Here is a 26,271-nt window from a genome sequence, read left to right on the forward strand (position 1 = left end):
ATTTTTACTTACTCTTGCGGTTCAAGTGATAGCTTGCCGGTCACCGGATCATTCAGTGTAATCTTCGCCTTTGTTACCGTCCCCCTGCTATCTTTAAAAGATAACACCTGCGTTTTCCCTTTACTCAATAAAGATTCCAGCATTTTTTGCGAAATTTGTTTTCCCTCGTATTCTTTCCAGATGACAAAACCGCATCCTTGCTTGAAATGACTGCATCCATACCCTTTACGTCCTTCAATGATCTGCCCCCCGCATCCTAAGCGGGGACAAGAGCCAAGTGCGGTACGCACGGATGTAGCAGGTCCTGTACTTTTTGTACTCGTTGTTGCTGCCGATGCAACCGCAGTTCGAGCACTCAGGCTTGTAGTATTTTGAGAGCGAGACTGCCCAGCTGGTGAACTCGTCTGTTTCTTCGTCCGATTTCCCGCTGTCTTCTTTCCTTTACTAGGTGTATCCTCATCACCAAAAGCATCTTTTGGAGCTGGTTTCTGAACCCGTACTTTTTCAATGATCGATATCGTAAATCGCTTCACGTTCTCCATAAATTTATCTTGTGCAGCTTCTCCTTTAGAGATCTGACTCAGTCTGCGTTCCCATTGTCCGGTCATTTCCGGGGAAGCTAACAAATCGACGCCTGCACTTCGAATGAGCTCGATGGCCATTTTACCTTTTTGAGTAACCAGCATCTTCTTACCTTGCATCGTAATATAACCGACTTGTTTAAGCCGTTCAATCGTAGCCGCTCGCGTAGCTGGTGTTCCGAGGCCCGCATCTTTCATGGCATCTCGAAGCTCCTCATTCTCGATCTGCTTACCCGCACTTTCCATTGCCCTTAGCAAGGTTCCTTCTGTATAACTTTTGGGTGGATTCGTTTGTTTCTCTTTCATCTCACTTTTTGTACACTGCACAGGCAGATCCGGGTTAACCTGAAAAGGAACCGAAATAAGTTCTTCGGGTTCTTCCTCTTCCCCACCCTTTTTTGTCTTGCGTTTTTTCGCCTGGTTGTCTTCCGAAGGCTGTACCACTTTCCAACCTAAAGAAAGCAGTTCTTTGACGTTCGTCTTAAATGTATGACCTTCCACTTCGGTATATACGGTATGCAGTTTATATTCTGCCGGCGGATAAAAGTGTGATAAGAACCGGCGCACAACCAAATCATAGATCTGTCCTTCATCCTTGCTAAGTGTTCCTGGCTTCTTCAGCGTTGGCAGAATAGCATGGTGATCTTCTACCCTCTGCGGATTGCATACACTTTTATTTCCCTTATGAACAAGGGAAGGATTTGCTTTTTCTGCTAAATCAGCATACGGTGTATGTTTTAACAATTGCAATGTTTTTTGCATACCTTCTATATTCTGTTCTGTGACATAGTTCGAATTGGTTCTTGGGTAAGAAATCACTTTATGTTTTTCATATAAGGCTTGTGCTATATCGAGTGTTTTCTTCGCTGGATATCCAAATTTCGCATTCGCTTCTCTTTGTAATAGAGTCAGATCATACAATTTATAAGGATGCTCTTTCGAATTTTTTACATCATATTTTGCGATCTTCCCTGTTTTGCCCTTTACTTTATCCGCAATCTCTTGCGCCTTCTCGGCAGAAGTTAATCGATCACCTTGCCATATACCCTGATAATCTGTAGATTCCTGCTCAAATAAAGCTGAGACCTCATAATAGGTCAGAGAATCGAAAGCTTCTATCTCTTTTTCCCGGTCATAGATTAGAGCAAGTACAGGGGTTTGTACTCTTCCTACGGAAAGAAGTGTATTATGTCTTGTCGTAAATGCTCTGGATGCATTCATGCCAATCAGCCAGTCTGCTTCACTGCGTGCTCTTGCCGCTTCCGTTAAATGTTCAAATTCCGAAGCATCATGTAACTGTTCGAACCCTTTTTTAATACTCTCAGGAGTCAGATCTGAAATCCATAATCGTTTGACAGGTTGACTCAGCTTCAATTGCTGCTGGATCAGATCAAAGATATACTGTCCTTCTCTCCCCGCATCACATGCATTAATAATTAGATCGGCTTTGCGTGAAAGCTCTCCAATGGTTTTTAGTTGGTCTTTTGTTCTTGGATTAGGTGTAATCTTGAATCGGTCTGGAATAATCGGCAAATCATCAATACTCCATCGCTTATATTTATTATCATAGGCTTCTGGCTGTGCAAGCCCCAATAGATGTCCAATGGCCCATGTTATAATATATTTTTCACCTTCAAGATACGTACGATTGTTTTTGGCACGCGGTTCAACGACCGCCGCTATAGTGCGTCCCATATCTGGTTTTTCCGCGATAATCAGCGTTTTCATGCGTTCGTTCCTCCCTGTAGCCCTAGCCAAGCGAAAAGGAGCTCCCCTCAAGTAATGACGGAAGCTCCCTGCTTCTAAGTAGACCTCATTATAACAGAAAACTTCTCAATTCGTAAGTTGTTCATAGGTTCAGTAACTAGAGTAAACAATAAAAAGCCCCCTAGGGAAGGGCCTTTGCCTTCCATCTAAGAGGGATTTTTAATAGATCACTAATATATGAATATACGAGTCTAGGATGCAGAAGTTTTAAACAAGAACGGTGGAGCCCATCAAATATTTATCCACTTCCCGAGCCGCTTCGCGCCCTTCATTAATTGCCCATACAACCAGACTCTGACCACGTCTCATATCACCAGCTGCAAATACTTTCTCTACGTTCGTGTTGTATTTTCCATAACGCGCTTTCACATTCGAACGACGATCTGTTGCAAGACCCAGCTGCTGAGGAATTACTTGCTCTGGTCCATCAAAACCGATCGCGATTAGTGCGATATCGGCTTCAAATACTTTTTCGGTTCCTTCGATGGGTCTATATATTTTGCGGCCGGTCTCATCGACAATACGCTGGATTTCAATCGTATGAAGTTCCTTAAGATTTCCATTCTCATCACCTACGAATTTCGTAGTCATGATGGAGAATTCACGAGGATCATTGCCAAAAAGTGCTTTTGCTTCTTCCTGAGCATAATCAAGAGTATATACATTCGGGAATTGCGGCCAAGGATTCATAAGAGGATCACGTTCTAGTGGTGCTTTTTCATGCGTACCAAATTGGGTCACACTTTTTGCTCCATGACGCAGTGAAGTGGCAACACAGTCAGAACCGGTATCTCCTCCGCCAATGACAATCACTTTTTTGCCTTCTGCCGAAATGTAATTTCCATCTTCAAGTCCTGTATCCAGCAAGCTTTTGATCGTTCCATTCAAAAAGTCCATCGCGTAGTGAACTCCGTTCAGCTGACTGCCTTCAATGTTAAATTCACGAGGTTTGGTTGCTCCGCCGCAAAGGACAACCGCATCATACTGATTCACTAGTTCTTCTGATGAAATGTCTTTGCCAATCTCAGTATTTGTTACAAAGGTAATACCTTCAGCAGCAAGCAGATCTACTCGGCGCTGGACTACTCCTTTGTCTAGTTTCATGCTGGGAATACCGTACGTTAACAGACCGCCGATGCGGTCAGCACGCTCATAGACAGTAACGTTATGACCTGCTTTGTTAAGTTGCGCAGCAGCTGCGAGTCCAGCCGGCCCAGAGCCTACGATAGCGATTCGTTTATCTGTACGTTTTTCAGGAGGATTCGGAACTACCCATCCTTCTTCAAAACCTTTTTCAATAATTGCTTCCTCAATCGTCTTGATTGTAACCGGCTGGCTGATGAGGCCAACTGTGCATGAACCTTCGCAAGGAGCTGGGCAGACACGACCTGTGAATTCAGGGAAGTTGTTCGTTTTATGCAACCTGTCAAGTGCTTCTCTCCAAAGTCCACGATACACCAAATTATTCCATTCTGGAATTAAGTTATGAACCGGACAACCGGATGTTCCGCCAATCATATCGATGCCGGCATGACAATAAGGAGTTCCACAATCCATGCAGCGGGCACCTTGAGTTCTTAGCTCTTCCTCTGACATATGTTTATGGAACTCTTCCCAATCTTGAATACGATCCTCAGGCGGTCTATCTGCCGGAAGTTGTCTTTTGTACTCCATAAATCCAGTTGGTGTAGACATGTTACGTTCCCCCATCCATTTTCATCTGACCAACATTAGCGAGCTATTCATGCTGAAATCCGAACAATAGCACTATAGTTGACAGTTCATGTATAATTTTTCGATTATTGTATCACAAAAAAGAAAAATTTGTACTTTAGGTTATACAACATTCGAGTGCATTCACACTAGATACCCATCAAAAACGGCTTGAGTATTCCTGTAAGTACTGATATTTCAACTATATTAGCATTCAGAATCACAGATGTTAAATGGATTTTGAGAATAATAATTTGTATTATTCTGCATTTCGTTCACATAACATGATAGATAGTTTTTATGAAGGTAAACACAAAATAAAATGAGTGTTTTATGTCTCAACAACGCTAGGAACCTAAAAATCCAAGATTAGAACGTCTCTCATAAAATTGAAAGGTATAATCATATGGATTTTTCTCATCTTTTTCCCCAGGGATCTCTTCAACCAGCTTCCACTGTTCCAAGTCCACATCATCCATAAAAGTATCACCGTCGAACGTCTCATTAATTTTGGTAACGATCAATCGATCAGCATACGGCATAAAAGCCGTATATACGGTTGCTCCTCCTATGACAAATAGCGGCTGTTCTTTCGCCATCTCTACCCCTTCCTCAACGGAATGGATCACATCAGCCCCATCAAAGGTTTGTTCTTTACGAGTGAGGATCACATTTTTACGGTTAGGAAGCGGTTTTCCGTTAAAGGATTCCCATGTTTTTCGTCCCATGATGACGGTATGTCCTGTTGTTTGTTCCTTAAAAAAAGCCATATCCTTAGGAAGTCGCCAAGGCATGCCGTTATCTTTCCCGATGACTCCGTTGTTGCTCATGGCCCAGATCATGCTTATGCTCATTCGCTCACCTCATCAATAATAGAATTTATACAGAAACCGGTGCTTTAATCGTCGGATGATATTTATAATCTACAAATTCAAAATCTTCATATTTATAATCAAAAATAGACTCCGGCTTCCGGTGGATTACGAGTTTAGGAAGATCGTATGGTTCGCGGGATAAAAGTGTCTCTACCTGCTCTAAGTGGTTCATATAAATATGCACGTCCCCACCAGACCAAACAAAGTCACCCGGCTCTAAATCGCACTGCTGAGCAACCATATGAGTTAATAAAGCGTAGCTTGCAATATTGAAAGGCAGCCCTAGGAATGTATCTACCGAACGCATCGTTAGCATACATGACAACTTTCCACCTGCTACATAAAACTGGAACACAAAATGACATGGAGGCAATTTCATGTTATCGATTTCTGCTACATTCCATGCGCTAACAATGTGACGCCGTGAGTCCGGATTATTTTTAATGGAGTCAATAACATTCGAGATTTGATCGATAAACGTACCCTCAGGTGTTTTCCATGTTCTCCACTGAGAACCGTAGACCGGTCCCAAATCACCGTTCTCATCTGCCCATTCATCCCAAATGCGCACGCCATTCTCTTTTAGATATCTTATATTAGTCTCACCGCTTAAGAACCATAACAGTTCATGAACGACTGATTTTAAATGAATACGTTTTGTTGTCACGAGCGGAAATCCTTTTGATAGGTCAAATCTCATTTGACGGCCAAACACAGAAATCGTCCCTGTACCGGTACGATCCTCTTTTTTAACACCATTATCCATAATATCTTGAAGTAATTCTCGATAGTCTTTCACTTTAAGACAATCCCCTTTCCATACCCCTGTACCTATATATCATAATTTACTTCTTCATATTATCACAGTTTACCACCTGAGCCACTTCCGATTAGCAAAAAAAAGAGGCAAAGAAAACGAATGATCGTCTCTTGCCTCCAAAGCAAACTATGCTGTTTAAATGAATTACTTAAACTCGTAAGAGATTAGCGAACCATTGTGTGGATTGGATGTCCCAAAACCACTTCGGATGCTTCCGCCACGATTTCACCAAGCGTTGGATGCGCATGAATTGTTAATGCGATATCTTCAAGGGTAGCACCCATTTCGATAGCAAGACCAAGTTCAGCGATCAAGTTAGAAGCTTCCAGACCAACGATTTGTGCACCTAGTACAATTCCTGTGTCTTCTTCAGCAACAAGCTTCACGAAACCTTCAGGATGTCCAAGGGAAACGGCACGACCGTTAGCTGCATAAGAAAATTTACCGGATTTAACTTTATATCCTTTTTCTTTTGCTTCTTTTTCAGTGTAACCAACGCTAGAGCATTCAGGATCTGTAAATACTACCGCAGGCATTACTTTGTAATCCACTACGGAAGGCATTCCAGCAATCGCTTCAGCTGCCACTTTACCTTCATAAGAAGCTTTATGTGCAAGTGCAAGACCTGCAACAATATCACCAATTGCGAAGATATGTTTGTGGTTTGTACGGCCTTGGTTATCCACTTTCACAAAACCACGCTCGTCTGTTTCTACACCAATCAGGTCAAGACCAAGCTCACCGTCAGTGTTTGGACGACGACCAACCGTTACAAGCAGATATTCTGCAGTAACTTCTTTGCTTTCGCCGTTAACGCTATATTTAACAGTTACATCTTTATCTGTTTGCTCAGCAGATTCTGCTTTTGCACCCGTTACGATTTCGATGCCTGTTTTCTTCATGTTTTTCGCAACAAGCGAAGTCATGTCTTTATCAAATCCAGGAAGAACTGTATCCATACCTTCGATAATGGTTACTTTTGTTCCGAATTTGGAGTACATTTGACCAAGCTCAGCACCAATGTAGCCGCCGCCGATAACGATCATGCTAGCTGGCACTTCTTGCAGGTTCAAAGCTTCTGTAGAAGACAGAATGCGTCCGCCAAACGGGAAAGGTTTCAGTTCGATTGGACGGGAACCTGTAGCAATAATTGCGTTTTTGAAACGGTAACGCGGAGATTCATGATCATTGAATACACGCGCTTCGTTTTCATTAATGAACATGCACTCACCATTGAAAATCTCAACTTTGTTGCCTTTAAGCAGGGAGCTTACGCCACCTGTCATTTTTTTAACAACACCGTTTTTAAATTCTTGAGTTTTTGCAAAGTCCACTTTTACGTTTTCTGCAGTTACGCCGAATTGATCAGCGTGTTTTGCATTCTCATAAGCGTGAGCTGCTGAGATCAACGCTTTGGAAGGGATACAACCACGGTTCAAACATACACCGCCGAGTTCTGATTTATCAACGATCAAAACGTTTTGGCCAAGTTGAGCCGCACGAATTGCTGCTACATAACCACCAGGGCCTGCACCAATGACTAGAGTATCAATATCTAGAGAAGCGTCGCCTACTACCATATTATTATACCTCCATTACCAGCAACTCGGGATTAGCGAGAAGGGATTTAATATAGTTCATAAAGTTTTGTGCTGTAGCACCATCGATGATACGGTGGTCAAAGCTTAGGGACAGAGCCATTACTGGAGCTGCTACTACTTCACCATCTCGAATGATTGCTTTTTCACTAATACGTCCAGTTCCGAGGATAGCAACTTCTGGGAAGTTGATGATCGGAGTGAAGAACATACCGCCAGCAGAACCGATGTTAGAGATAGAAATTGTGCTGCCTTTCATTTCGTTAGCAGACAATTTACCCTCACGACCGCGTGCAGCTAGATCACGAATGCTATCAGCGATCATCCAGATGCTCTTACGATCTGCATCATGAATTACAGGAACAATGAGTCCGTTATCTGTATCTGTAGCGATACCGATGTTGTAGTATTTTTTGTATACAATTTCGTTAGATTGCTCATCGATCATTGCGTTCATTACAGGGAACTCACGAGTTGCTGCAACGAGTGCTTTCACGATAAATGGCAAGTAAGTTACTTTTGTACCTTTTTTCTCAGCGATTGGTTTCATGCGAGTACGGAATGCAACAAGTTCAGTTACATCAACTTCGTCCATGATTGTAACGTGAGGTGCCGTGTAAGCAGATTTAACCATTGCGTTAGAAATAGCTTTACGAATTCCTTTGAAAGGTACTCGCTCTTCTTCTGCACGAGTGCTAACGCCAGCGCTTGCTGCAGGAGCACTTGCTGGTGCAGTTTCTTCTTTCGCAGGAGCTTCTGCTTTACCGCCGCCATTTTTGAATGCTTCTACATCTTCTTTCGTTACTTTACCGTTGTTGCCAGTACCCGTAACTTCAGAGATGTCCACACCTTGCTCACGAGCAAATTTGCGAACGCTAGGAGTTGCCAAAACTTCTTTGCTAGAAGCTGTGGAAACACCTTTCTCTCCGCCTTCTTTTGCTTCGCTTGGGCTGCTGCTAGCAGGGGAATCTGTAGTGTCTGCTCCGCCTTGTGCTGCATTTGCTTCTTGTGAAACTTCTTCTTCGTCTTGCTCAGGAATTTCGCCTTCAGCATCAATTACCGCTACAATTGCGCCAACGTTAAAGATGTCTCCGTCTTTTGCGAATACTTCTTGAACTGTACCGTTAACAGGGCAAGGTACTTCTACGACTGCCTTGTCGTTTTGTACTTCCATGATGATATCGTCGTCAGTAACTTTATCACCTGGTTTGATGTGCATTTTGATGATTTCGCCTTCGTGAAGACCTTCCCCTAGTTCAGGGAATTTATAATTAAATTTAGTCACTCGTATTACCTCCCTAGATTAAAACCCTAATTAAAATTCGAGTACTTTGTTCACAGCTGTAATGATGCGATTAGGTGTAGGAAGCCAAGCGTCTTCGATTTGCGCAAATGGATATACTGTATCTGGACCCGCAACACGAAGAACAGGAGCTTCCAAGTGCAGAATAGCTTTTTCATTGATTTGTGCAATGACTTCAGCAGCTACACCGGAACTCTTCTGAGCTTCTTGAACCACGATTGCGCGGTTTGTTTTCTTAACAGATGCCAAGACTGTATCGATATCGATTGGGCTAATTGTACGCAGATCGATAACTTCTACTTTAATACCTTTTGTTTTTTCCAGTTCTTCTGCAGCTTTCACAGAAGTGTGAACCATCATACCGTAAGTAATGATCGTTACATCAGAACCTTCGCGAACAACATTCGCTTTACCAAGTTCAACCACATAGTCTTCTTCAGGTACTTCAGCACGGAACGCATGGTAGAGGTTCAAATGCTCCATAAAGAATACAGGATCGTTATCACGAATAGATGCGATCAAAAGACCTTTTGCATCATAAGGGTTAGATGGGACTACTACTTTAATACCCGGAGTTTGCGTAAGCAAACCTTCCAGAGAATCTGTGTGAAGTTCAGCTGCTTTTACGCCGCCGCCAAAAGGTGTACGGAACACGATTGGGGAGTTGTAACGACCACCTGAACGGAAACGCATACGTGCAGCTTGAACCGCAATTTGGTCAAGTGCCTCAAAGATAAATCCTACAAATTGAATTTCAGCAACAGGACGGAAACCTGTAACACCAAGACCTACTGCAAGACCGCCGATAGCAGACTCAGCAAGCGGTGTATCGAATACACGTTCTTCGCCAAATTCTTTTTGAAGACCTTCAGTCGCACGGAATACACCGCCAACATTACCCACGTCTTCACCGAAAACCAGGACATTCGGGTCGCGTTTGAGCTCTACGCGCATTGCATCGCGAATCGCTTCTTTCATGTTCATTTGTGCCATTGCTTCATTTCCTCCTTAAACATTTAACAGTTCCTATGACCACCCAGCGACCTTTGTCAGCTTGATATGTACAAGCAGTTACAAGGATCAGGGTTCAGCCACAAATGCTGTGGCAAACACTTCTAAAAAGCCTTTACCGAATTTCGATATTATTCGAAATCTGCTTTTTGTTCTTCCATATGTTTTGGTGTGTGTTCGAACATACTGTCGATCAGACCAGAGATTGTCATTTTTTCTGTTTTCTCAGCGCGTTTGATTTCTTCGTTTACTTTCGCTTTCGCTTCATCTTTCACGCGAGCTGTATCTTCTTCAGTCCAAAGACCTTTTTTCTCAAGGTATTTAGCAAGACGATTGATTGGATCTTTTTCATTCCATTCGCCTTCTTCGTCTTTCGTACGATATTTAGAAGCATCGTCAGACAAGGAGTGTGGACGATAACGATATGTCAAAGCTTCGATCAAAGTTGCGCCTTCTCCGTTGCGAGCACGTTCTGCAGCTTCTCTAACAGCGGCGATTACTGCGAAAACGTCCATTCCATCAACTTGAATGCCTTTGATACCTGCAGCAACTGCTTTATGTGCGATAGACAGAGCAGCTGTTTGTTTCGCGAAAGGTGTTGTAATGGCATAACCATTGTTTTGTACAAAGAAAATAACTGGCAGTTTGAAACGCCCTGCATAGTTAAGACCTTCGTAGAAGTCACCTTCAGAAGAACCGCCATCACCTGTATAAGTGATTGCAACATTCTTTTGGTTTTTCAATTTGAAGCCCATTGCAATACCCATTGCATGCAGAATTTGTGCACCAATGATGATTTGCGGCATCATTACATTTACGCCTTCTGGAATTTGACCACCGTGTTGGTGACCGCGGGAATACAAGAATGCTTGATAAAGTGGAAGTCCGTGCCATACGAGTTGCGGAATATCACGGTAACCCGGTACTACATAGTCTTCTTTCTCAAGGGCAAACTCACTACCGATCATGGAAGCTTCTTGACCAGATACTGGTGCGTAGAATCCAAGACGTCCTTGGCGGCCCAGGTTTACTGCGCGATCATCCCAAGTACGTGTAAATACCATACGGTACATAATTTCTTTCAATTGATCATCGGAAAGCTCTGGCATCATCTCTTTATTAACGATTTCACCGTCTGGAGACAATACAGTAAGAGCTTCTACTTCCTCTGTATATACTTCGTAAGGAACCTTGCTCATTTTTTTCTTCACCTCAACAAAAAATTTGAATATCAAGTTCCGCTGTTATAGAATTATTATACACCTGTTTTGGTACATACGTCAAAGATAAACGTTGATTTTTTTAACTTCAGTCTTTTTTTGTTTGTATAACAGGGGATATAAAATGGTATAACAGCTTCATGCTAAAACCATTGCTTGTACAACGTAAGCACTTACGTTTAATCTTATCTTATTGTTAAGATGATTGCAAAAACAGATGAAAAAGGTGACAAATCATGACGGATTCTCGCTATTTAAAAAGAACCATCTTAAAAGAAGAAATGTTCAGTCAATTTTTGAATGAAACACGTAATCTTCGCATTTATCTCCCGCCTGGTTACAATGAATTATTAAGTTATCCTGTCGTTTACTGTCAGGACGGCGAAGAATTTTTTAACTTCGGTCGGATCGCTACAACTGCAAACCGACTTATTCTTGATGAAGGCATCGAACCTTTTATTATTGTCGGCGTCGAAGTTAATGTGAAAGTTCGAACGCAGGAATACGCTCCTTTTGGGAACCGGTTTGATATGTATACTTCTGCTTTTGCAGAAGAAGTCATTCCATTCATTGAAGCAAAATATCCTGTTCGACGCTCGAAGGATGAACGTATTCTGGCCGGCGATTCGCTTGGCGGCAGTGTATCGCTGCACTTGGCCTTGATGTATCCAGACCTGTTTAGCAAAGTAATCAGTATGTCTGGTGCTTTTTATGAAGAATCCCAGGACATTTACGCGAAAGCATCCGATTTGTCCTCACTTGAAGTTTGGATGATTGTCGGACTCCAAGAAAGGGATTTCGAAGCCGATACAGGCGTATACGATTTTGTAGACCTAAACCGGAAAACCCGCAAACTTTTAGAAGATCGCGGTGCTGCGGTAACTTATGCTGAAAAAGACGGGAAGCATCAATGGGGTTTCTGGCAAAATGAATTGCCGGATGCATTAATGCACTTCCTCAATAAAGGTTGATTTCAGGTAAAACAATTCATATCGACCTAATGATATCGCTTTCATTAAGATCATGATATTAGCCGGCTCACAGAGCCGGCTTTTTATTACTCATTTTCTTCTATAATTTGATTCAACAATACTTCCGTCCCAAGATCAATAAGCCGGTACACTTCATCAAAATTGCCTGTGTAATAAGGATCCGGTACTTCTCTAACCTGCTCTTCAGGAAGCAAATCCATAAACTTAATAATCTTGGCGTTTTCCGCGCCCCGAAGTTTGCGAAGATTGAGTTCGTTTGAATCATCCATACAAACAATATAATCAAATGTAACAAAGTCTTCTTCTATCACTTGTCTCGCCGTCATACCTTCAAAAGTAATTCCTTTGGAAGTTAGTAATGAGCTTGTTCCTTCGTGTGGAGGTTTACCGATATGCCAATCCCCCGTGCCTGCAGAATCCACTACTATTTTATCATCCAAATGACGAGCTGTAATCTTATGCCGCAGTACCGCCTCCGCCATAGGAGACCTGCATATGTTACCTAAACATACAAACAAAACCTGTATCATATCTCTCTCTCCTACCCTTACAAACTTTTCGTTTGATGGTTGTTAGCACCAGCCTCTAATATCACTTCTTCACTTGGTCTTAGAGATCTTCTAGGCAACTTCCATTTATAGTGCACAGATAGCATTCTCAGCATAACAACTACTGTAAAAAGAATGAGCAGACTCGTTGTACTGTTCATCATACCCAGTCCAATAAGAAGCCCTGCCATGATTGCCCACACCGCGTAAATTTCATCTCTTAACACCATCGGTTTCCGTCCTGCGAGTAAATCTCTGATAATACCCCCCCCAATACCAGTTAGAACCCCCGCTACGATAACGGCGCTGATCGGATGATTCATTTTTGTAGCATAAAGCGCACCCTGAATAGCAAAAGCAGATAACCCAATGGCATCAAAAAACATCTCTGTTTTTTTCCAATGACCAATCCACGGAATAGGCAGCACAAAAGCAATCGCAATAGAAATAAGTGCAAGCATAATTAAGGTGCCCTGACTCCAGAGCGTTGTAACAGGAACTCCGATCAGAACGTTCCGAATTACGCCCCCGCCAAAGGCCGTCACCAATCCGAGTACCACAATTCCTAAGATATCGTAATCTTCCTCCATGGCAACAAAAGCTCCCGACATCGCAAAAGCAATCGTTCCTACAATACTGAACACTTCAAAAACACTCATATCCACTGCGGCTTCTAACCTCACCTTATAAGTCATTTTAATAACACACTTTTCACATTGTAGAAGACTTTTGGCAGATTGTGCAACAAGAAAATGTCCTATATACTCAAGGATAGTAAGGAAATCACATTCAAGAAGGTGTCAGAATGACTACTAAAAGAATAATAATTTTTACGGGAGGCTCGCTTGAAGAAAGTGATATCAAAGAAATACAACCGGGAGATACCGTCATCGGTGCTGATTATGGTGCATGGTTCCTAGTCCAGCATGGAATTACACCTGATCTCTCCGCTGGAGACTTTGATTCGGTTACAGAAGAGCAACTTCATAAAATACAGCAAAACAGTAAACAATTTGTTAGTTGTGACCCGATTAACAAGAATTTATCTGATACTGAATTGGCTTTAGAATATGCAATCGAAATGAAACCTGAGGAAATTATCATTTACGGTGCAATCGGAACAAGACTGGATCATACGCTTGCTAATATTCAGATTATGTCTAAAGTGCTAAGACGTGGGATTCCATGTTCTATCCGAAATCAACATAACCATATATCAGTAACGGACTCGGTACATATCGTTCAGCGTAGTGATTTTCCTTATGTATCACTCATCCCTCTGTCCAATGAGGTTACCGGAATTACGCTCGAAGGATTTATGTATCCACTTCATGACGCCGTACTCTCTATCGGTGAATCTCTTGGAATCAGTAATCGGCTGCTGAATGAAACAGGAACAATAACCATAAAAGAAGGATTACTCCTGGTTATTGAGAGTAAAGATGAGTAATGACAGAACAAACAACCATTCACTTCATTGTGAATGGTTGTTTTTATGAATGATATTTTATAAGCATTAACCGAAGTAACGGTGGTACAGCGTTTTTGCTGCTGCCTTATCTTTTGTACCATGTACGAGAACCCGCCCGTCTTTAAAAATAACCATTCGCTGGGCATCAAGCTGAAAAGAAATCAAAAAAGGATTACGTTCTACCTTGCCTTGATTCAGTCTGCGAAGGCGCTCTGCAACCTGCTCCAAATCCCACTCTATTTTACGGGCAGGACGTATTTGTACCGTATCCCGCCCGCACAAAACCTCAGACCTATCGTTATTAGCAGCATTTAAATAGGGATACGTGCGTTCCGCTCCGCAAGAAAGACATGCTGGATTCTTCGCTCGATCTACACCAATTGAAGTATATTCGTTGCGCCACATTTCAAAAGATAATAACTTTTTACGCATCACATCATCATTCCCACTCAGCCATTTAAAAGCTTCCATTGTCTGATTAGCCGTTACCATCTGTACAGTCTGAGGTAATATCCCCGCAGTATCACAGGTATCTCCGCCAAGCGGAACTTCTCCTAGCAGACAATTTAGACACGGGGTCTTACCGGGAATAAAAGTGTAGGTAATCCCGTAACTGCCAACACAGCCTCCATAAATCCATGGAATGCCATATTTCACAGCTAAATCATTAATAATGAGTCTTGTGTCAAAATTATCTGTCGCATCCATCACTAGATCTGCAGCCTCGATTAACTCTTCTAATTCATCAATCCCTGCATCCATAACATGAATATCAATCGTGATTTCAGAGTTAATGGCCTGCAGCCGTTTCTGAGCAGCCACGGCTTTTGGAAGCCGCTGCTTAACATCATCTTCATTATATAGCTGCTGTCTTTGCAGATTAGACCACTCCACATAATCGCGATCTACGATCGTAAGGTGACCTACCCCTCCTCTTGCCAGCGTTTCAGCGATTCCTGTGCCTAGTGCACCCGCACCGATAATAAGCACATGGCTGTCCATTATTTTCTTCTGACCTTCGACTCCAAGCGGAGCAAAAAGTGTCTGCCTTGAATATCGTTCATAATGCTGAACTTCTATATTATCTTCGTTATTATGCGCAGATGAAACTTCTTTGTTCAATTCTCAAACATCCCTTCCAGCGGACTGCTTGCTGCTGCATACCGTTTCACAGGAATCATCCCGGATTCGTATGCTTTTCTTCCTGCCCAGACTGCATATTTCATCGCTTCTGCCATCACGACCGGATTGCCTGCGCCTGATACAGCTGAATTTAGAAGCACGGCATCTGCACCTAGTTCCATGGCATACGCCGCATCGCGAGGTGATCGTATTCCTGCGTCAATGATAACAGGGACAGCCGCTTGTTCTATAATTAATTCAAGTGCCCTTGGGTTGTTAATGCCTTGTCCAGAACCAATAGGTGACGCTCCAGGCATAAGCGCATGAACACCCATCCTTTCAAGTCTTTGTGCAAGAATGACATCATCCGATGTATACGGAAGGACAATAAAGCCTTCCTCAAGCAGGATTTCACATGCTTTTACCGTTTCTAATGGGTCAGGAAGAAGTGTTCGTTCATCCTGGGTGACTTCAACCTTTATCATATCACATAGACCTGAAGCTTTCGCGAGCCTTGCAATTCGTATAGCTTCCTCGGCGGTTTTTGCACCCGCTGTATTAGGCAATAATGTATACTTCATGAGATCGAGCTGATCTAGAAAATGAGGTTCGTTTTTCTTATCTAAATTGAGTCTTCGTACTGCAAACGTAAGAATCTCTGTTTCTGAAATTTCAACTGCCTTTCCCTGTACATCCAGATTCTCAAATTTACCTGTTCCGAGCAATAGCCGAGAATAAAAATTATATTTACCGATCGTTAACATCATTATCCCCCTCCTACAAAATGTACAATTTCGATATGGTCTCCATCTTTTAATAATGTGTTTGTATGCATATCTTTCGTCAAAATTTGTTCGTTACATTCAATGACTACGGTCTTTACGCCAAGGTCTAGTGACTCCAGCAAATCTTTGACACTTAATTGATCCTCATCTATTTGCATGTGCTGTCCGTTTACTTTTAGTTTCAATGAATTCCGCTCCTCTCTTTTATAATCCGGCTTGCTGAAAAGGAACTGATACCGATCTCATCTTCCGTTTCTCCAGATAACAAGCGGCTCATCGTCTCTCCTGTGACTGCACTAAGTAAAATACCATTGCGATAATGACCTACTGCAAGATACAAGCCTTGAACTTCAGAATAAGCTCCTATGTAGGGTAGTCCATCTATTGTTTGTGGCCTTAGGCCCGCCCATGTGTGCAGAAAAGAAGCTTCACCTATATCAGGAATCCAGCCTGCTGCTTTATGTAAAAGGGTATTCAGGCCAGAGACACTTACTTTATTATCATTTCCGTAAGGAATACTCGTGGCACCGATCCAAATTTCCTGATTTGGTTTGGGAACAATGTAAACATCAGGAGTATAGATCGTATAGCGCAAAGTTTCACTATTCATTGATAGGGCTATCATTTCGCCTTTTACAGGATAGATATTCAGTTCAATGTTGATAGTCCCTAGAATTCTATTGCTGCCAAGTCCTGCCGCAACCACCACTTTATCTGCTGTATAAATACCTTGATTCGTCTCTACTCCGGTAACACGGTCATTTTCGAGTAGTAGTCTTGAAACGGAGCAGTCATCGATAAAAGTAGCTCCTTTCTTTTGTGCACCTTTGATATAAGCTTTGGTTAACTCGGCAGGTAGCAGTTGATGTTCTTGGGAATAAAATAAAGCACCTTCTGCTTTCCCCGTGATTTTTGGAATTTCATTTTGTAGTTTGATCTTGTCCCACCAGTGTCCCTGCTTTGTCTGATCTATGGTTTTTGAGAATTTTTCTTCTTGGTACCTATCTTCCATAAAAGGTACGACAAAGCCATTATCGTTGATGGCTACGTTGACTTCACTGTGTAGCTTTAGATCATCAATTAATGGTCCCATAAGCTGCTGGCTGCGCTGCGCCCATCTCCTAATTTCCTCTGATGAAAAATGTTCAAGCCCTGCTGCAAGCATCCCCGCTGCATGACCAGAAGCTCCATTCGCCTGATGAGCACCTTCAAGCTGTATTACGTCCATTCCGTCACATGACAAGTAATAAGCTATAGCGGATCCGATGACACCGCCTCCAATAACAAGCACTTCCGCATTCCGTTTGTTTTCCTGATCTAATCTGTTTAAAGTCAATTATCTTCCCCTCCATCCCTTGCCCGCTATTTGATATCCCCATACTTATCTAATTCTTTTCTATACCTATAGACAGCTTCCAGCGGATCTTCCGACTGTAATACTCCTGAAATTACGGCAATCCCACTTGCCCCCGCCCACATCAGTTCTTCAACCCGCGAAGGTGTAATTCCACCAATGGCGATCACAGGCAGGTTAATCACTTCACAAATCTCCTGAAGGGAAGCAAGTGTTCTGGGGGGCAGCCCTGGTTTACTATGAGAAGGGTACATATGTCCGTAAAAAACATAATCTGCTCCCTTTTTTTCAGCAATCTTCGCTTCTTCCAGTGAATGGACAGAGACACCAAGTCTTATAGCTCGTTTCGTTGATGCCTTAGGCTTCACTTCTTTTCTCACTTCTTTTCTGTGCAATGAAGTTTTCAAAGCGTGGCTTATTTCTTGCACTCCCACATGGAGAGCTCCTGTTTTGTAGGCAAGCGCAAGCTCTTGGTGACGGTTTAGGGTCAACTTATTCATAGGAATCTTTAGCTCTACCACATGTTGTACGATCTTCTCCATTTCTTCGTAACTACTTTCCTTCTTCCGAAGATGAAATGAAGTGATATACGGCCAAATCTCCACAAAATGGTTTAGTTCTACTAAATCATGACTCATCTGCTGAGAAGAAATCACATGAAATTCAATAGATTTTGTTGACAATTCTCTTTCTCCTCCATCCTGATGTGCCGAGAGTATGATTTAAAATGAACGCAAAAAAACCACTCCTCGTAAGGAGTGGTTTGGTTAGGCGGAATTGAAAATGAGCATTCGCTAAAGTGATATAAAGCAACAAGGAAGGATTTTCTCTCCCTCTTAGCATCAACTTAGCCATATACTGTATTCAATACGTCAAAACTCATACTAGCACAAGCTGCTAGCCCACTTCCCTACGCTGGTTCTAACCAGATCAGGTTCAAAGGGTCTGGAAATATATCCATCTCAGCCGACAAGCGGCCCCCCTAGTGATTCGTCGATATAAAGTTACGTTCAGATGCTCATTCTATCACAAATGAGAAAATTTGTAAAAGAGAGACTCATTAGCATATGACTACGCTTCTTGAGACCATTCCTCCACATTCCAAGTCTTAGTTACCCAATCTTCGTAGAAATCAGGTTCGTGAGATACAAGAATCACAGTACCTTTAAATTCTTTTAGCGCGCGTTTCAACTCTTCTTTAGCCACAACGTCTAAGTGATTCGTAGGCTCATCAAATAGAATCCAGTTCGTTTCGCGCATCATTAATTTACATAGCCGTACTTTAGCCTGTTCTCCACCGCTCAGCATATTTAGAGGTCTTGTGATGTGTTCATTTTTAAGACCGCAGCGAGCAAGATGTGCCCGTACTTCATGCTGATTCAGATGAGAGAACTCATTCCATACATCATCGATTGGTGTGATTTTCTCAGGACGAACTTCCTGTTCGAAATAAGAAGGGAACAAAAAGTCACCAAGGTACGTTTTACCGCTATATGCCGGAATTTTACCAAGAATTGTCTTAAGCAACGTTGATTTACCTACACCATTACAGCCGACAATAGCAATTTTTTCCCCACGCTCAATCGTCATCGTCATCTTCGGAAGGAGTGGGCGGTCATAACCAATTTCAAAATCGATTCCTTCAAATACCGTTTTACCACTGGCTCTAGCTTCTTTAAATCCGAATATAGGCTTCGCAGCTTCTTCTGGGCGATCAATTCGTTCTAGACGATCTAGTTGTTTCTCACGGCTCTTCGCTCGGCCTGACGTTGAATATCTCGCTTTATTACGCTGAATAAAGTCTTCCTGCTTCTTGATAAACTCCTGTTGTTTCTCATAAGCATCAATATGCTGATTCTTATTCACATCGGCCATATCAAGGAATTTTTCGTAATTCGCCGTATAACGTGTGAGCTTCGCGAATTCCAAATGGTAGATTACATTAACCACCTTGTTCATAAATTCCGTATCATGAGAAATAAGCATAAACGCATACGGATAATCGTTCAAGTAACGAGTAAGCCATTCAATATGCTCTACATCCAAATAGTTAGTAGGCTCATCCAAGAGCAGAACATTAGGTTTCTCAAGCAACAATTTTGCAAGCAGTACCTTTGTACGTTGTCCTCCACTAAGTGCAGATACATCCCGATCAAGTCCAATAGCAGACAAACCAAGTCCGTTCGCCATTTCTTCCACTTTCACATCAATGAGGTAGAAATCTCCGATTTCCAGCTGCTCCTGAATTTCTCCCATTTCCTCAAGCAATTGCTCAAGTTCTTCTGGCGTAGCATCACTCATTCGTTCTGTGATTTCTAACATTTCTTTTTCCAATTCAAGCAAAGGTAAAAATGCATCCTTCAAGACATCTCGAATTGTTTTTCCCGGAGTCAGTTTCGTATGCTGGTCTAAGTAACCGTAACGAACTTTTGGTGTCCACTCCACTTTACCGCTGTCTTTCAGCAGTTTACCCGTTAAAATATTCATGAGTGTCGATTTTCCGACCCCATTCGCTCCTACAATCCCAACACGCTCTCCTGCAAGCAGGCGGAAGGATACATTTTTAAATAAAGTGCGATCTCCAAAATTGTGACTTACATTTTCAACAGTCAATAAACTCATATCGTGCGATTGGCTCCTATCTGTATGGCAGTATGCCTATATTATCTTGTTCATATTTCACTCTAATATGATATATTAGCACAAGACAGAGCTCTACCGAAACAAGGAGTTTAAATAAGCCATAAACTTCTTACAAATATATTTCAGAAAAACTAGAAACCGCCTTGTCCTTCATAACAAGTTTGCTCATAGTAACCAGAGGCGGCTGCTTCTTTTGCATTGTTGAACCTTTCTACTTGCCTATAAGGAAAGGCACATCCGCTTTTATAGTAATATTTAGAACCTGTCGATTCATCAATCGCACCGATGATCACGTCTTTTTTTACTAATCTTCCACTTCCAAATGCATAATTATTGTAATACTGATCGCCAACGGGAATTCCCTGAATAAAAGCCATGACTCCCACATCATCAATTGTGTTGTACCACTCTTCTTGTGGAATGATAGGAAGTGTAAACTGATATCCATTCCCGTTACGAAGTATATGATCATTATGATATGTAATAGCGCTCGCAAGATGATCCTGAATTGAGCTGACTATGACTTGTCTTCTTACATTTTCAAATCCTTCTGCATCTTGCAATAAAGGTACAGAGGTTAGCAATTGTAGCTCATTCCGGTAACCCTCTATCCATTGATCCGTGCCTTGAACGTATACGTGTACATAATCATCCAGCGTGAATCGAAATAGGTTGCCATCGTCATCTTCATATACATACAATTTCTTCTCCGTCCATAAATGCTTTTCTGCCTCATTTCCAAAAACATCTGTGTAAGCTGTGGAACGATAAAGATAGAACCCATCATAATCGATAACGACCAGAGCGGGCAGGTAGGTAAGAAAAGCTTGCTGCGCAGGTAGGTCCTCGAGTCCAAAATTGATTGCAATGGACCGCATGAATTGATTCAACAGAAGATCCTTATCCACCTTGAGCAGCTTGACTGAATCATAACGTGTTTCAAACGATGGATCCTCGTTCTGATGCATCATTTGACTTGCATCTTGTACAGCAGTCTGAATCGACTGATTGTATTTTTGCTCTAACCTCATTACCATAAGGTCATCTGTCCCATGTAGAGAATAAACCCAAAATAAAGGAAACATGATAATGACAAAAAGAATGGAATAATCAGTAATCCTCATTTAGCACCATTCCCCCATAATTGGCGGTTACCCTGTACACGGATTCAGCTCCAAAATGAAGCCACTCCTGAAAAATAGTGCCCGGTGTTCGGTTTGTATTCTGTACCGCTACTCGAAAAAAATCCCCGCTTGTCAAAAAGTACCTTCGGCTAGGATCATCAACTGGAACGAGATTGTCCGGATATAATACAGGCATAATCTGTTCGTTATAGTAACCATCCATAACCGCATCAAACTCGCCTGTAAAACCCATCTGATTTGCGGAGTCTTCATACGCTGGGACATACTTTTTATGATGATGTTCGATTTCTATGTTATATGTATTTCCGGTTAAAGATAATTCTTGTTGAAACTGATTATACATCGTCGGAGTGATATATCCTTTTGTTCTTACTGCATCAACAAAGCTAGTGACCGTATTATATACAGTCAATTGAGAAAGTTCATCTTGTCTATTAGCGGACTCTGCCGCAGGATAAATATACAATAGAAGTACAGCAAGCAGTGCGGCAAGCATTTTTGAAAGACTGTCTACCAAGGAGCGCTTCCCTCCTCCCAAAAAGAAATTTCTTTAAGAACTCCCTCTGAATCTCTTTCGTATTTTATAAGATAACGTGAATTCATTTCGATCTTTGCATTCTCTAAGTCCAGACCATTCACTTTTATTTTGTAGAATTCATAGGATCTTCTATTCTCAGTACTCATGACATCATTGATAAGTGCATGTACATATCCCCCCTTAACTAATTCCGTCACGGGTGATTCACTCACACTCTGGATTCTTCCATCTTCTATTGCATGATGGTTACGTCTCTCTTCCGTAGCTTTGTCCATGCCTGATAGTAAAGAAAGTGTGAAAATACAGGCAGCAAGACAAAGGCTAACAACGGCACTTAAAAACAGGATGTCTCGTGTATGTTCTCCCAGCTTGCTCGCCCCTTTTCATCTAATTATGATTGTGTAAATAGGAGTCCACGTACCACGTTGGAACTATCTTTCACCACGGTAGCTTTAAATCTTCCGCTTGGATTTACGTACTCGCTTTTACGTTCATTTAATGTATTTTCAACTGCACCTAATGTTGCCCCCTCAGGCGCTACTACTTCACCATATGCGGAAGACTCTGATGTTACATTAAGAGGATATCCATACCATTGTCCTGCTGCATTTTTCCCTGTTTTAATGTAAATACCGAACTGGTCTTTTCCTTTAAATTTACGCAGTGCATTTGTTACTTGAGATCCGCTAATGGTCGTTCCGTCATAAACGGTGAAAGATGTTTGTGATAATTCCGTCTGAATATCAGCAAAATTATTTTGGGCTGTCTTTGTTGCCTCCTGAGCAGAAATAAAGAGAATGACGACAATCGTTATTAAAGCAATGGTAAGAAAAATACCTGCTGCCACTTTTAATGCGGAAGATGCATTATTCATTTGTAGGGCCTCCAATTTTTCGTTTATATTTTTTGAATCTGTTCGTAATAAACATTCATTTGCGTAAAGCTGACCACGATGAGCGGAAGCACCAGATAAAGAAAGATTAAAGCGTACATCGGTGTGAAACCAATGATCCGGCCCCATTCTGCTTTGGTCTCGATCGTCTTCGCGTATTCTTGCCTTCTCTGTTCGAAATAAAAGGACATCTGATGATCCAAATCATCGAATGCTTCCTTTATCGTGATTGTACCGAGCGCCAGTATAAGCTTGTCTGCCACCCTTTGAAACTCTGGCAAAGTTATTTCTTCCTTTAATTGTTCCAGCGCTTCTTCAGGACCATGTTCATAGTGAAGAAGACATTTTTGTAACGGGGTTTTAAAAATCACCGCGAAGCGGTTCAACCATTCGAGTATCTCTTCAACCGACATTCGGTCCATATCCCGAAGAATAGAAATGACAGTCTGATACTGATATACTTCATGTCTCATATCCATTCTGCGGAAGCGCCTTTCGGTGTAAAGCAGCAATACAGGAAGATGGTAACCTATGTAAGCTATGAACAGACAAGACAACAGTTCCCACCAACGAAAAACTTCCTGATTCCAAGCCTGGAGCTTCTCTGCAATTCGATGTGCTGAAGTATTTATATCTTCAAGAATCAACTTTTTATCTGAGTGATGACGCAAGGAATTCTCAATCTGTTCGTATGTGCTTTTCGCACTCATATTCAAATCTTGCATTACTTTCTGGTCAAGATAAGTCCACCATAGTGAGGTTTCCTTCTCGGATTGCGGCAATTCTCCAAATACCGTAGAATTCACAACAGGCTGATTTAAAATATGATTTCTTTCTATATTGTGCAAGATACCGACACTACTCATGGCAAAAATGAAACATCCGATAAAGCAGGTAATTCTTCTAACTTCAAACCATTCCAATTTGAGATGGGTATTCGTATCCCGAAGAAGCTTAACAAGAGATGCATAGGACCGGGTGCCCGTTTTCGGACCAAAAGCGGATACTAAATGCCGCATCCATTTCCACTCATAGAGTCGCTTTTCCCATATCTTCTTCCGGTCACCTGCCCTATAACCCGTCTCTTGCGTCCGCTGGATCTGTTGCAATAAAGCATAGGATCCGATGATAATAATATAAATGGACAATAAAATAATAAATCCATGTTTACTTTCATAAAATTCATTCATCGTTGGAAAACTGTTTCTTGCCCATTCCTCTATGGGTTTTGTGAAAAAGACCGGAGCGATACTAATCACATTAAGACCTTTTAATAAATAATCCAGCTTTGCAAGTCGTAATATTTCCAGATGTATCTCCTGTGTTAAACTGCCAATTCCCTTAAGATAGATGGAATCCTGTCTTGCCTCCTGATCTCCGAACTCCATCACCATGTATGATATTCCAGCAAATGCTTTTAGAAATCGATTAGGGGCTGTCTCATAATAACGTTCCAAAGCTTCATCTGGATGAACAGAGGTTAACGCAGCGTAAATGTGCATCGCATGTCTCGCAGCTTCTCCTTGTGATACTTCGGCTGCTTCATATAATGCTTCCTCCACCATGCCATGTTGATGATATCTATGCCTCACTTCTGCGAATAACTCCACCATCTCAGACAGCAGTTTGCGCTCCTGCCTTGCGACCGTCATATCTAGGAATAGACTGTTGACTACAACACCTACCAATAAAGCCAACATGAAAAAACGTAAGCCCGGCTGTATGGTCATGAGAACGATACCTGAAATAAGGAAACTAGCCCATATCAGAAAAGTCAGCTTCATCGTCTCTATACGCAGCAAGTATTCACTCATTCCATATTGATAACTTAATTTTTTGCGAACAAGTTGAATATAATTGGAAACACCAGGGACTTTAGCTAAATAAGAATAAGATTGAACGAGAAAGGATTTTATTATCGCCCTGAGATTTTTTGGACTTCTAATTTTTTGGCTATCCATCCTATGAGGTGAAAAATTTTGCTTACGATTCATAAGTTGTATGAAAACGTAAATGATGAGCAGGCCTAGGATGGATACAGTCAGAATAAGAAGCAATATTTGTTTAAGAGACATGGCTACTCCCCCAATAAGACGCTGCAAATTGTTCGAATCTTGAGGCATCCTCCCTGCTCATCTGCGAGATCATTTCCTGCTGATTCATTGACGAAATCGGAGAGGTCATATGGTACATGCCAGCACGATACTCCACTATATTCCGATAGGTAAAAGCTTCTCCACCTGAGCGAGATGATGTTAGATCCGGAATACATTCGGTAATCCGCTCAATATATCTACCGCCATCAGCATCTTTTTTCAAATGAATATCAAAATTCAGCACACTTGCCACCTGTTCCTCCGCAATATGTTCATGTCTAAACATTCCTACTTTAAGAAGCGAATTCCTTAAAGAAAAAATTAAATCTGGAAACGTTTTGGCATGGTGCGTAAACACGGTAAATAGACTGGCTACCTGTGACATTTGAATCATCCAAGCTGCCACTTCATCACTTGCAACCTCGCCGAGAATATTAACGGTTCCATCGGTCTTTTTTTGCAGATCCAGCCCTTGTTGACCTGAAATATGATCTGTCTCCCGGAAGCTCAAAATATTACGTTTGCTGTACAGCTTTCGTAAATGAAGTTCAAAAGCCATTTCCTGTACACGAAGAGTATGATAAGGATAAATATGCTCGATCATCGCCATTAACAACGTTGTTTTTCCCGAGCCCTGCGCACCAGTGACCGAGGTAATTCTGCAGCCTTTCATAAGATAACGAATGAGTTCAATAACCATATCCGAATTCACGCCCGTAATTAATTTTGGCAATGTCGCACTTGGTAAATCGAATTTCCGAACAAAAAATGCCCATGATTCCGAAAAAGGCGGTCTAACGACAACCACCCTTGAACCGTCCTTCATCTCATTCACCTTATATCCTTTGGATTCTGACAACTGACCTGGATGATTGTACTTGTATATATTCTGACACACCCTTTTCAGCTCGCGTTCTGAACCAAAAGACAAAAATGATAAATGAATCGTCTTCCCTTTATAAAAAATCCATACACTTTCTGTGCTGCGGCTAACTTCTGATTCTATTTCATAATCGCTTTCTTCCTGAAGAAGATGAAATGGCATATCTGGAATCCGATTCATCTCATGACCTAATACTCCGCTCACCCCAGCACTTACCCCGTCAATCTGCTGATCCCGAATATCATCAACAACCGAAAATCCTTTATAATGCTGATAAACTCGTTGTACTAGAATATTAACTTTGTCGAGAAAATGTAGTTCTCGATACTCACAATCAAAAATATACGCAATGTCTTTCGATGTAATCTCGTAATGTCCACCTGAATCTGATTCAGAGTGCCTTCTTAGTTCTGCCAGATCATATGTATCAATAAGCTTTGATAATGCTTCTGCTCCAAATTGCTGCTGGTAAATATAAAATATAATCTCAAATTGGTCCTGAATACTTAACTCATCGAGACGATCAAATGGGATGGCTTCATTAATATTACGTTCTGTCAGTCCATAACTATGAATAAGCACATCAGTAATTAATTTCTTCACATAATGTTTATCACTCAAACTACCCGATATACAATCTTTCAGAGCTCTTCTCATCTCAGCTCTTTGATTTATTTTTCGCTTGTATTCCTCTTCATGCAGTCCTGCATCTGCCAATTGGCTATGACTTAACTCATGTAACGCTTGTTTCACATACTCTGTTACATGCTCTAATGTTGCTTCTTCTTCCTTCCCTTTTGTAGGGATGGTTTCTGTGATTTTTCGATTATTTCTTAACTTCATGAGTAACAGAAGAATACAACTGGCAGACAATATGAGCAGAAGGAAAATATTCATTACGACTTCCCTCCCAG

General features: G+C 41.7%; 24 protein-coding genes and 1 riboswitch. Of the genes, 2 read left to right on the forward strand and 22 right to left on the reverse strand.

Annotated elements, in window-relative coordinates; all coding sequences use genetic code 11:
* Positions 1-8: 8 nt before the first annotated feature.
* The 8 genes from ACWPWY_RS10700 to pdhA form a co-directional block, all read right to left on the reverse strand.
* Complete coding sequence (locus ACWPWY_RS10700; RefSeq protein WP_454191687.1) at positions 9-2,309, reverse strand: DNA topoisomerase 3; 2,301 nt, start codon at positions 2,307-2,309, stop codon at positions 9-11.
* Positions 2,310-2,555: 246 nt separating this feature from the next.
* On the reverse strand, positions 2,556-4,043 hold the full coding sequence (locus ACWPWY_RS10705) for a glutamate synthase subunit beta (protein ID WP_454191688.1): 1,488 nt from the start codon (positions 4,041-4,043) through the stop codon (positions 2,556-2,558).
* Between the two features lie 365 nt (positions 4,044-4,408).
* A complete protein-coding gene (locus ACWPWY_RS10710; RefSeq protein WP_454191689.1) occupies positions 4,409-4,915 on the reverse strand; it encodes a dihydrofolate reductase in 507 nt (168 codons plus the stop codon).
* A gap of 25 nt (positions 4,916-4,940) precedes the next feature.
* Positions 4,941-5,735: a thymidylate synthase gene (locus ACWPWY_RS10715; RefSeq protein WP_454191690.1), complete on the reverse strand. Its 795-nt coding sequence runs from the start codon at positions 5,733-5,735 to the stop codon at positions 4,941-4,943.
* A gap of 185 nt (positions 5,736-5,920) precedes the next feature.
* Positions 5,921-7,336 carry a dihydrolipoyl dehydrogenase gene (gene lpdA, locus ACWPWY_RS10720; protein WP_454191691.1) on the reverse strand — a complete coding sequence of 472 codons (1,416 nt, stop codon included), beginning with the start codon at positions 7,334-7,336 and terminating at the stop codon, positions 5,921-5,923.
* A gap of 4 nt (positions 7,337-7,340) precedes the next feature.
* Entirely contained in the window at positions 7,341-8,639 is a 1,299-nt protein-coding gene (locus tag ACWPWY_RS10725; protein ID WP_454191692.1) for a dihydrolipoamide acetyltransferase family protein, read from the reverse strand.
* Between the two features lie 30 nt (positions 8,640-8,669).
* Positions 8,670-9,650 (reverse strand): alpha-ketoacid dehydrogenase subunit beta, encoded by a 981-nt coding sequence (locus ACWPWY_RS10730; RefSeq protein ID WP_454191693.1) that lies wholly within the window; start codon positions 9,648-9,650, stop codon positions 8,670-8,672.
* A 149-nt stretch (positions 9,651-9,799) separates the two neighbouring features.
* Complete coding sequence (gene pdhA, locus ACWPWY_RS10735; protein ID WP_191799380.1) at positions 9,800-10,867, reverse strand: pyruvate dehydrogenase (acetyl-transferring) E1 component subunit alpha; 1,068 nt, start codon at positions 10,865-10,867, stop codon at positions 9,800-9,802.
* Between the two features lie 257 nt (positions 10,868-11,124).
* Between pdhA and ACWPWY_RS10740 the strand changes: the two genes are divergently transcribed.
* Positions 11,125-11,859 (forward strand): alpha/beta hydrolase, encoded by a 735-nt coding sequence (locus ACWPWY_RS10740; protein ID WP_454191694.1) that lies wholly within the window; start codon positions 11,125-11,127, stop codon positions 11,857-11,859.
* An 86-nt stretch (positions 11,860-11,945) separates the two neighbouring features.
* On the opposite strand, the gene ACWPWY_RS10745 is transcribed toward ACWPWY_RS10740, so the two are convergent.
* Entirely contained in the window at positions 11,946-12,410 is a 465-nt protein-coding gene (locus ACWPWY_RS10745; RefSeq protein ID WP_454191695.1) for a low molecular weight protein-tyrosine-phosphatase, read from the reverse strand.
* Between the two features lie 17 nt (positions 12,411-12,427).
* On the reverse strand, positions 12,428-13,087 hold the full coding sequence (locus ACWPWY_RS10750; RefSeq protein ID WP_454192855.1) for a trimeric intracellular cation channel family protein: 660 nt from the start codon (positions 13,085-13,087) through the stop codon (positions 12,428-12,430).
* Positions 13,088-13,233: 146 nt separating this feature from the next.
* On the opposite strand from ACWPWY_RS10750, the gene ACWPWY_RS10755 reads away from it, so the two are divergent.
* Entirely contained in the window at positions 13,234-13,878 is a 645-nt protein-coding gene (locus ACWPWY_RS10755) for a thiamine diphosphokinase (RefSeq protein WP_454191696.1), read from the forward strand.
* 66 nt (positions 13,879-13,944) lie between these two features.
* On the opposite strand, the gene ACWPWY_RS10760 is transcribed toward ACWPWY_RS10755, so the two are convergent.
* From ACWPWY_RS10760 to ACWPWY_RS10815, 12 genes are all read right to left on the reverse strand, one after another.
* On the reverse strand, positions 13,945-15,021 hold the full coding sequence (locus ACWPWY_RS10760; protein WP_454191697.1) for a ThiF family adenylyltransferase: 1,077 nt from the start codon (positions 15,019-15,021) through the stop codon (positions 13,945-13,947).
* Complete coding sequence (locus tag ACWPWY_RS10765; protein ID WP_454192856.1) at positions 15,018-15,785, reverse strand: HisA/HisF-related TIM barrel protein; 768 nt, start codon at positions 15,783-15,785, stop codon at positions 15,018-15,020. The genes ACWPWY_RS10760 and ACWPWY_RS10765 overlap by 4 nt, the downstream gene beginning before the upstream one ends.
* A 2-nt stretch (positions 15,786-15,787) precedes the next feature.
* Complete coding sequence (gene thiS, locus ACWPWY_RS10770; RefSeq protein ID WP_454191698.1) at positions 15,788-15,991, reverse strand: sulfur carrier protein ThiS; 204 nt, start codon at positions 15,989-15,991, stop codon at positions 15,788-15,790.
* Positions 15,988-17,142, reverse strand: coding sequence for a glycine oxidase ThiO (gene thiO / locus ACWPWY_RS10775; protein ID WP_454191699.1), 1,155 nt, complete (start codon positions 17,140-17,142; stop codon positions 15,988-15,990). Before thiO ends, thiS begins: the two co-directional genes overlap by 4 nt.
* A gap of 26 nt (positions 17,143-17,168) precedes the next feature.
* Positions 17,169-17,843: a thiamine phosphate synthase gene (locus tag ACWPWY_RS10780; RefSeq protein ID WP_454191700.1), complete on the reverse strand. Its 675-nt coding sequence runs from the start codon at positions 17,841-17,843 to the stop codon at positions 17,169-17,171.
* A gap of 207 nt (positions 17,844-18,050) precedes the next feature.
* Positions 18,051-18,154, reverse strand: a riboswitch (TPP riboswitch).
* A 77-nt stretch (positions 18,155-18,231) separates the two neighbouring features.
* The gene (locus ACWPWY_RS10785) at positions 18,232-19,782 is read right to left on the reverse strand and encodes an ABC-F family ATP-binding cassette domain-containing protein (protein WP_454191701.1); all 1,551 of its coding nucleotides are present in this window, start codon (positions 19,780-19,782) and stop codon (positions 18,232-18,234) included.
* A 152-nt stretch (positions 19,783-19,934) separates the two neighbouring features.
* A complete protein-coding gene (locus ACWPWY_RS10790) occupies positions 19,935-20,927 on the reverse strand; it encodes a hypothetical protein (protein WP_454191702.1) in 993 nt (330 codons plus the stop codon).
* Entirely contained in the window at positions 20,914-21,465 is a 552-nt protein-coding gene (locus tag ACWPWY_RS10795) for a hypothetical protein (protein ID WP_454191703.1), read from the reverse strand. The genes ACWPWY_RS10790 and ACWPWY_RS10795 overlap by 14 nt, the downstream gene beginning before the upstream one ends.
* Positions 21,459-21,761 carry a hypothetical protein gene (locus ACWPWY_RS10800; protein WP_454191704.1) on the reverse strand — a complete coding sequence of 101 codons (303 nt, stop codon included), beginning with the start codon at positions 21,759-21,761 and terminating at the stop codon, positions 21,459-21,461. The genes ACWPWY_RS10795 and ACWPWY_RS10800 overlap by 7 nt, the downstream gene beginning before the upstream one ends.
* Before the next feature lie 116 nt (positions 21,762-21,877).
* On the reverse strand, positions 21,878-22,360 hold the full coding sequence (locus ACWPWY_RS10805; protein ID WP_454191705.1) for an ABC transporter permease: 483 nt from the start codon (positions 22,358-22,360) through the stop codon (positions 21,878-21,880).
* A 23-nt stretch (positions 22,361-22,383) separates the two neighbouring features.
* Complete coding sequence (locus tag ACWPWY_RS10810) at positions 22,384-24,501, reverse strand: hypothetical protein (RefSeq protein WP_454191706.1); 2,118 nt, start codon at positions 24,499-24,501, stop codon at positions 22,384-22,386.
* Positions 24,443-26,254, reverse strand: coding sequence for a pilus assembly protein CpaF (locus ACWPWY_RS10815; RefSeq protein WP_454191707.1), 1,812 nt, complete (start codon positions 26,252-26,254; stop codon positions 24,443-24,445). Before ACWPWY_RS10815 ends, ACWPWY_RS10810 begins: the two co-directional genes overlap by 59 nt.
* Between the last annotated feature and the right edge of the window lie 17 nt (positions 26,255-26,271).

The sequence above is a fragment of the Paenibacillus sp. Marseille-Q7038 genome (genome assembly GCF_965111595.1).

Excerpts from the sequence above, each read along its gene's own strand:
- ACWPWY_RS10745 (WP_454191695.1), bottom strand. The coding sequence starts at position 12,410 with ATGATACAGGTTTTGTTTGTATGTTTAGGTAACATATGCAGGTCTCCT.
- ACWPWY_RS10730 (WP_454191693.1), bottom strand. The coding sequence starts at position 9,650 with ATGGCACAAATGAACATGAAAGAAGCGATTCGCGATGCAATGCGCGTA.
- ACWPWY_RS10740 (WP_454191694.1), top strand. The coding sequence starts at position 11,125 with ATGACGGATTCTCGCTATTTAAAAAGAACCATCTTAAAAGAAGAAATG.
- ACWPWY_RS10765 (WP_454192856.1), bottom strand. The coding sequence starts at position 15,785 with ATGTTAACGATCGGTAAATATAATTTTTATTCTCGGCTATTGCTCGGA.
- ACWPWY_RS10785 (WP_454191701.1), bottom strand. The coding sequence starts at position 19,782 with ATGAGTTTATTGACTGTTGAAAATGTAAGTCACAATTTTGGAGATCGC.
- ACWPWY_RS10710 (WP_454191689.1), bottom strand. The coding sequence starts at position 4,915 with ATGAGCATAAGCATGATCTGGGCCATGAGCAACAACGGAGTCATCGGG.
- ACWPWY_RS10750 (WP_454192855.1), bottom strand. The coding sequence starts at position 13,087 with ATGAGTGTTTTTGAAGTGTTCAGTATTGTAGGAACGATTGCTTTTGCG.
- ACWPWY_RS10815 (WP_454191707.1), bottom strand. The coding sequence starts at position 26,254 with ATGAATATTTTCCTTCTGCTCATATTGTCTGCCAGTTGTATTCTTCTG.
- ACWPWY_RS10790 (WP_454191702.1), bottom strand. The coding sequence starts at position 20,927 with ATGAGGATTACTGATTATTCCATTCTTTTTGTCATTATCATGTTTCCT.
- ACWPWY_RS10800 (WP_454191704.1), bottom strand. The coding sequence starts at position 21,761 with ATGGACAAAGCTACGGAAGAGAGACGTAACCATCATGCAATAGAAGAT.
- ACWPWY_RS10705 (WP_454191688.1), bottom strand. The coding sequence starts at position 4,043 with ATGTCTACACCAACTGGATTTATGGAGTACAAAAGACAACTTCCGGCA.
- ACWPWY_RS10805 (WP_454191705.1), bottom strand. The coding sequence starts at position 22,360 with ATGAATAATGCATCTTCCGCATTAAAAGTGGCAGCAGGTATTTTTCTT.
- ACWPWY_RS10810 (WP_454191706.1), bottom strand. The coding sequence starts at position 24,501 with ATGCCTCAAGATTCGAACAATTTGCAGCGTCTTATTGGGGGAGTAGCC.
- ACWPWY_RS10700 (WP_454191687.1), bottom strand. The coding sequence starts at position 2,309 with ATGAAAACGCTGATTATCGCGGAAAAACCAGATATGGGACGCACTATA.
- pdhA (WP_191799380.1), bottom strand. The coding sequence starts at position 10,867 with ATGAGCAAGGTTCCTTACGAAGTATATACAGAGGAAGTAGAAGCTCTT.
- lpdA (WP_454191691.1), bottom strand. The coding sequence starts at position 7,336 with ATGGTAGTAGGCGACGCTTCTCTAGATATTGATACTCTAGTCATTGGT.
- ACWPWY_RS10755 (WP_454191696.1), top strand. The coding sequence starts at position 13,234 with ATGACTACTAAAAGAATAATAATTTTTACGGGAGGCTCGCTTGAAGAA.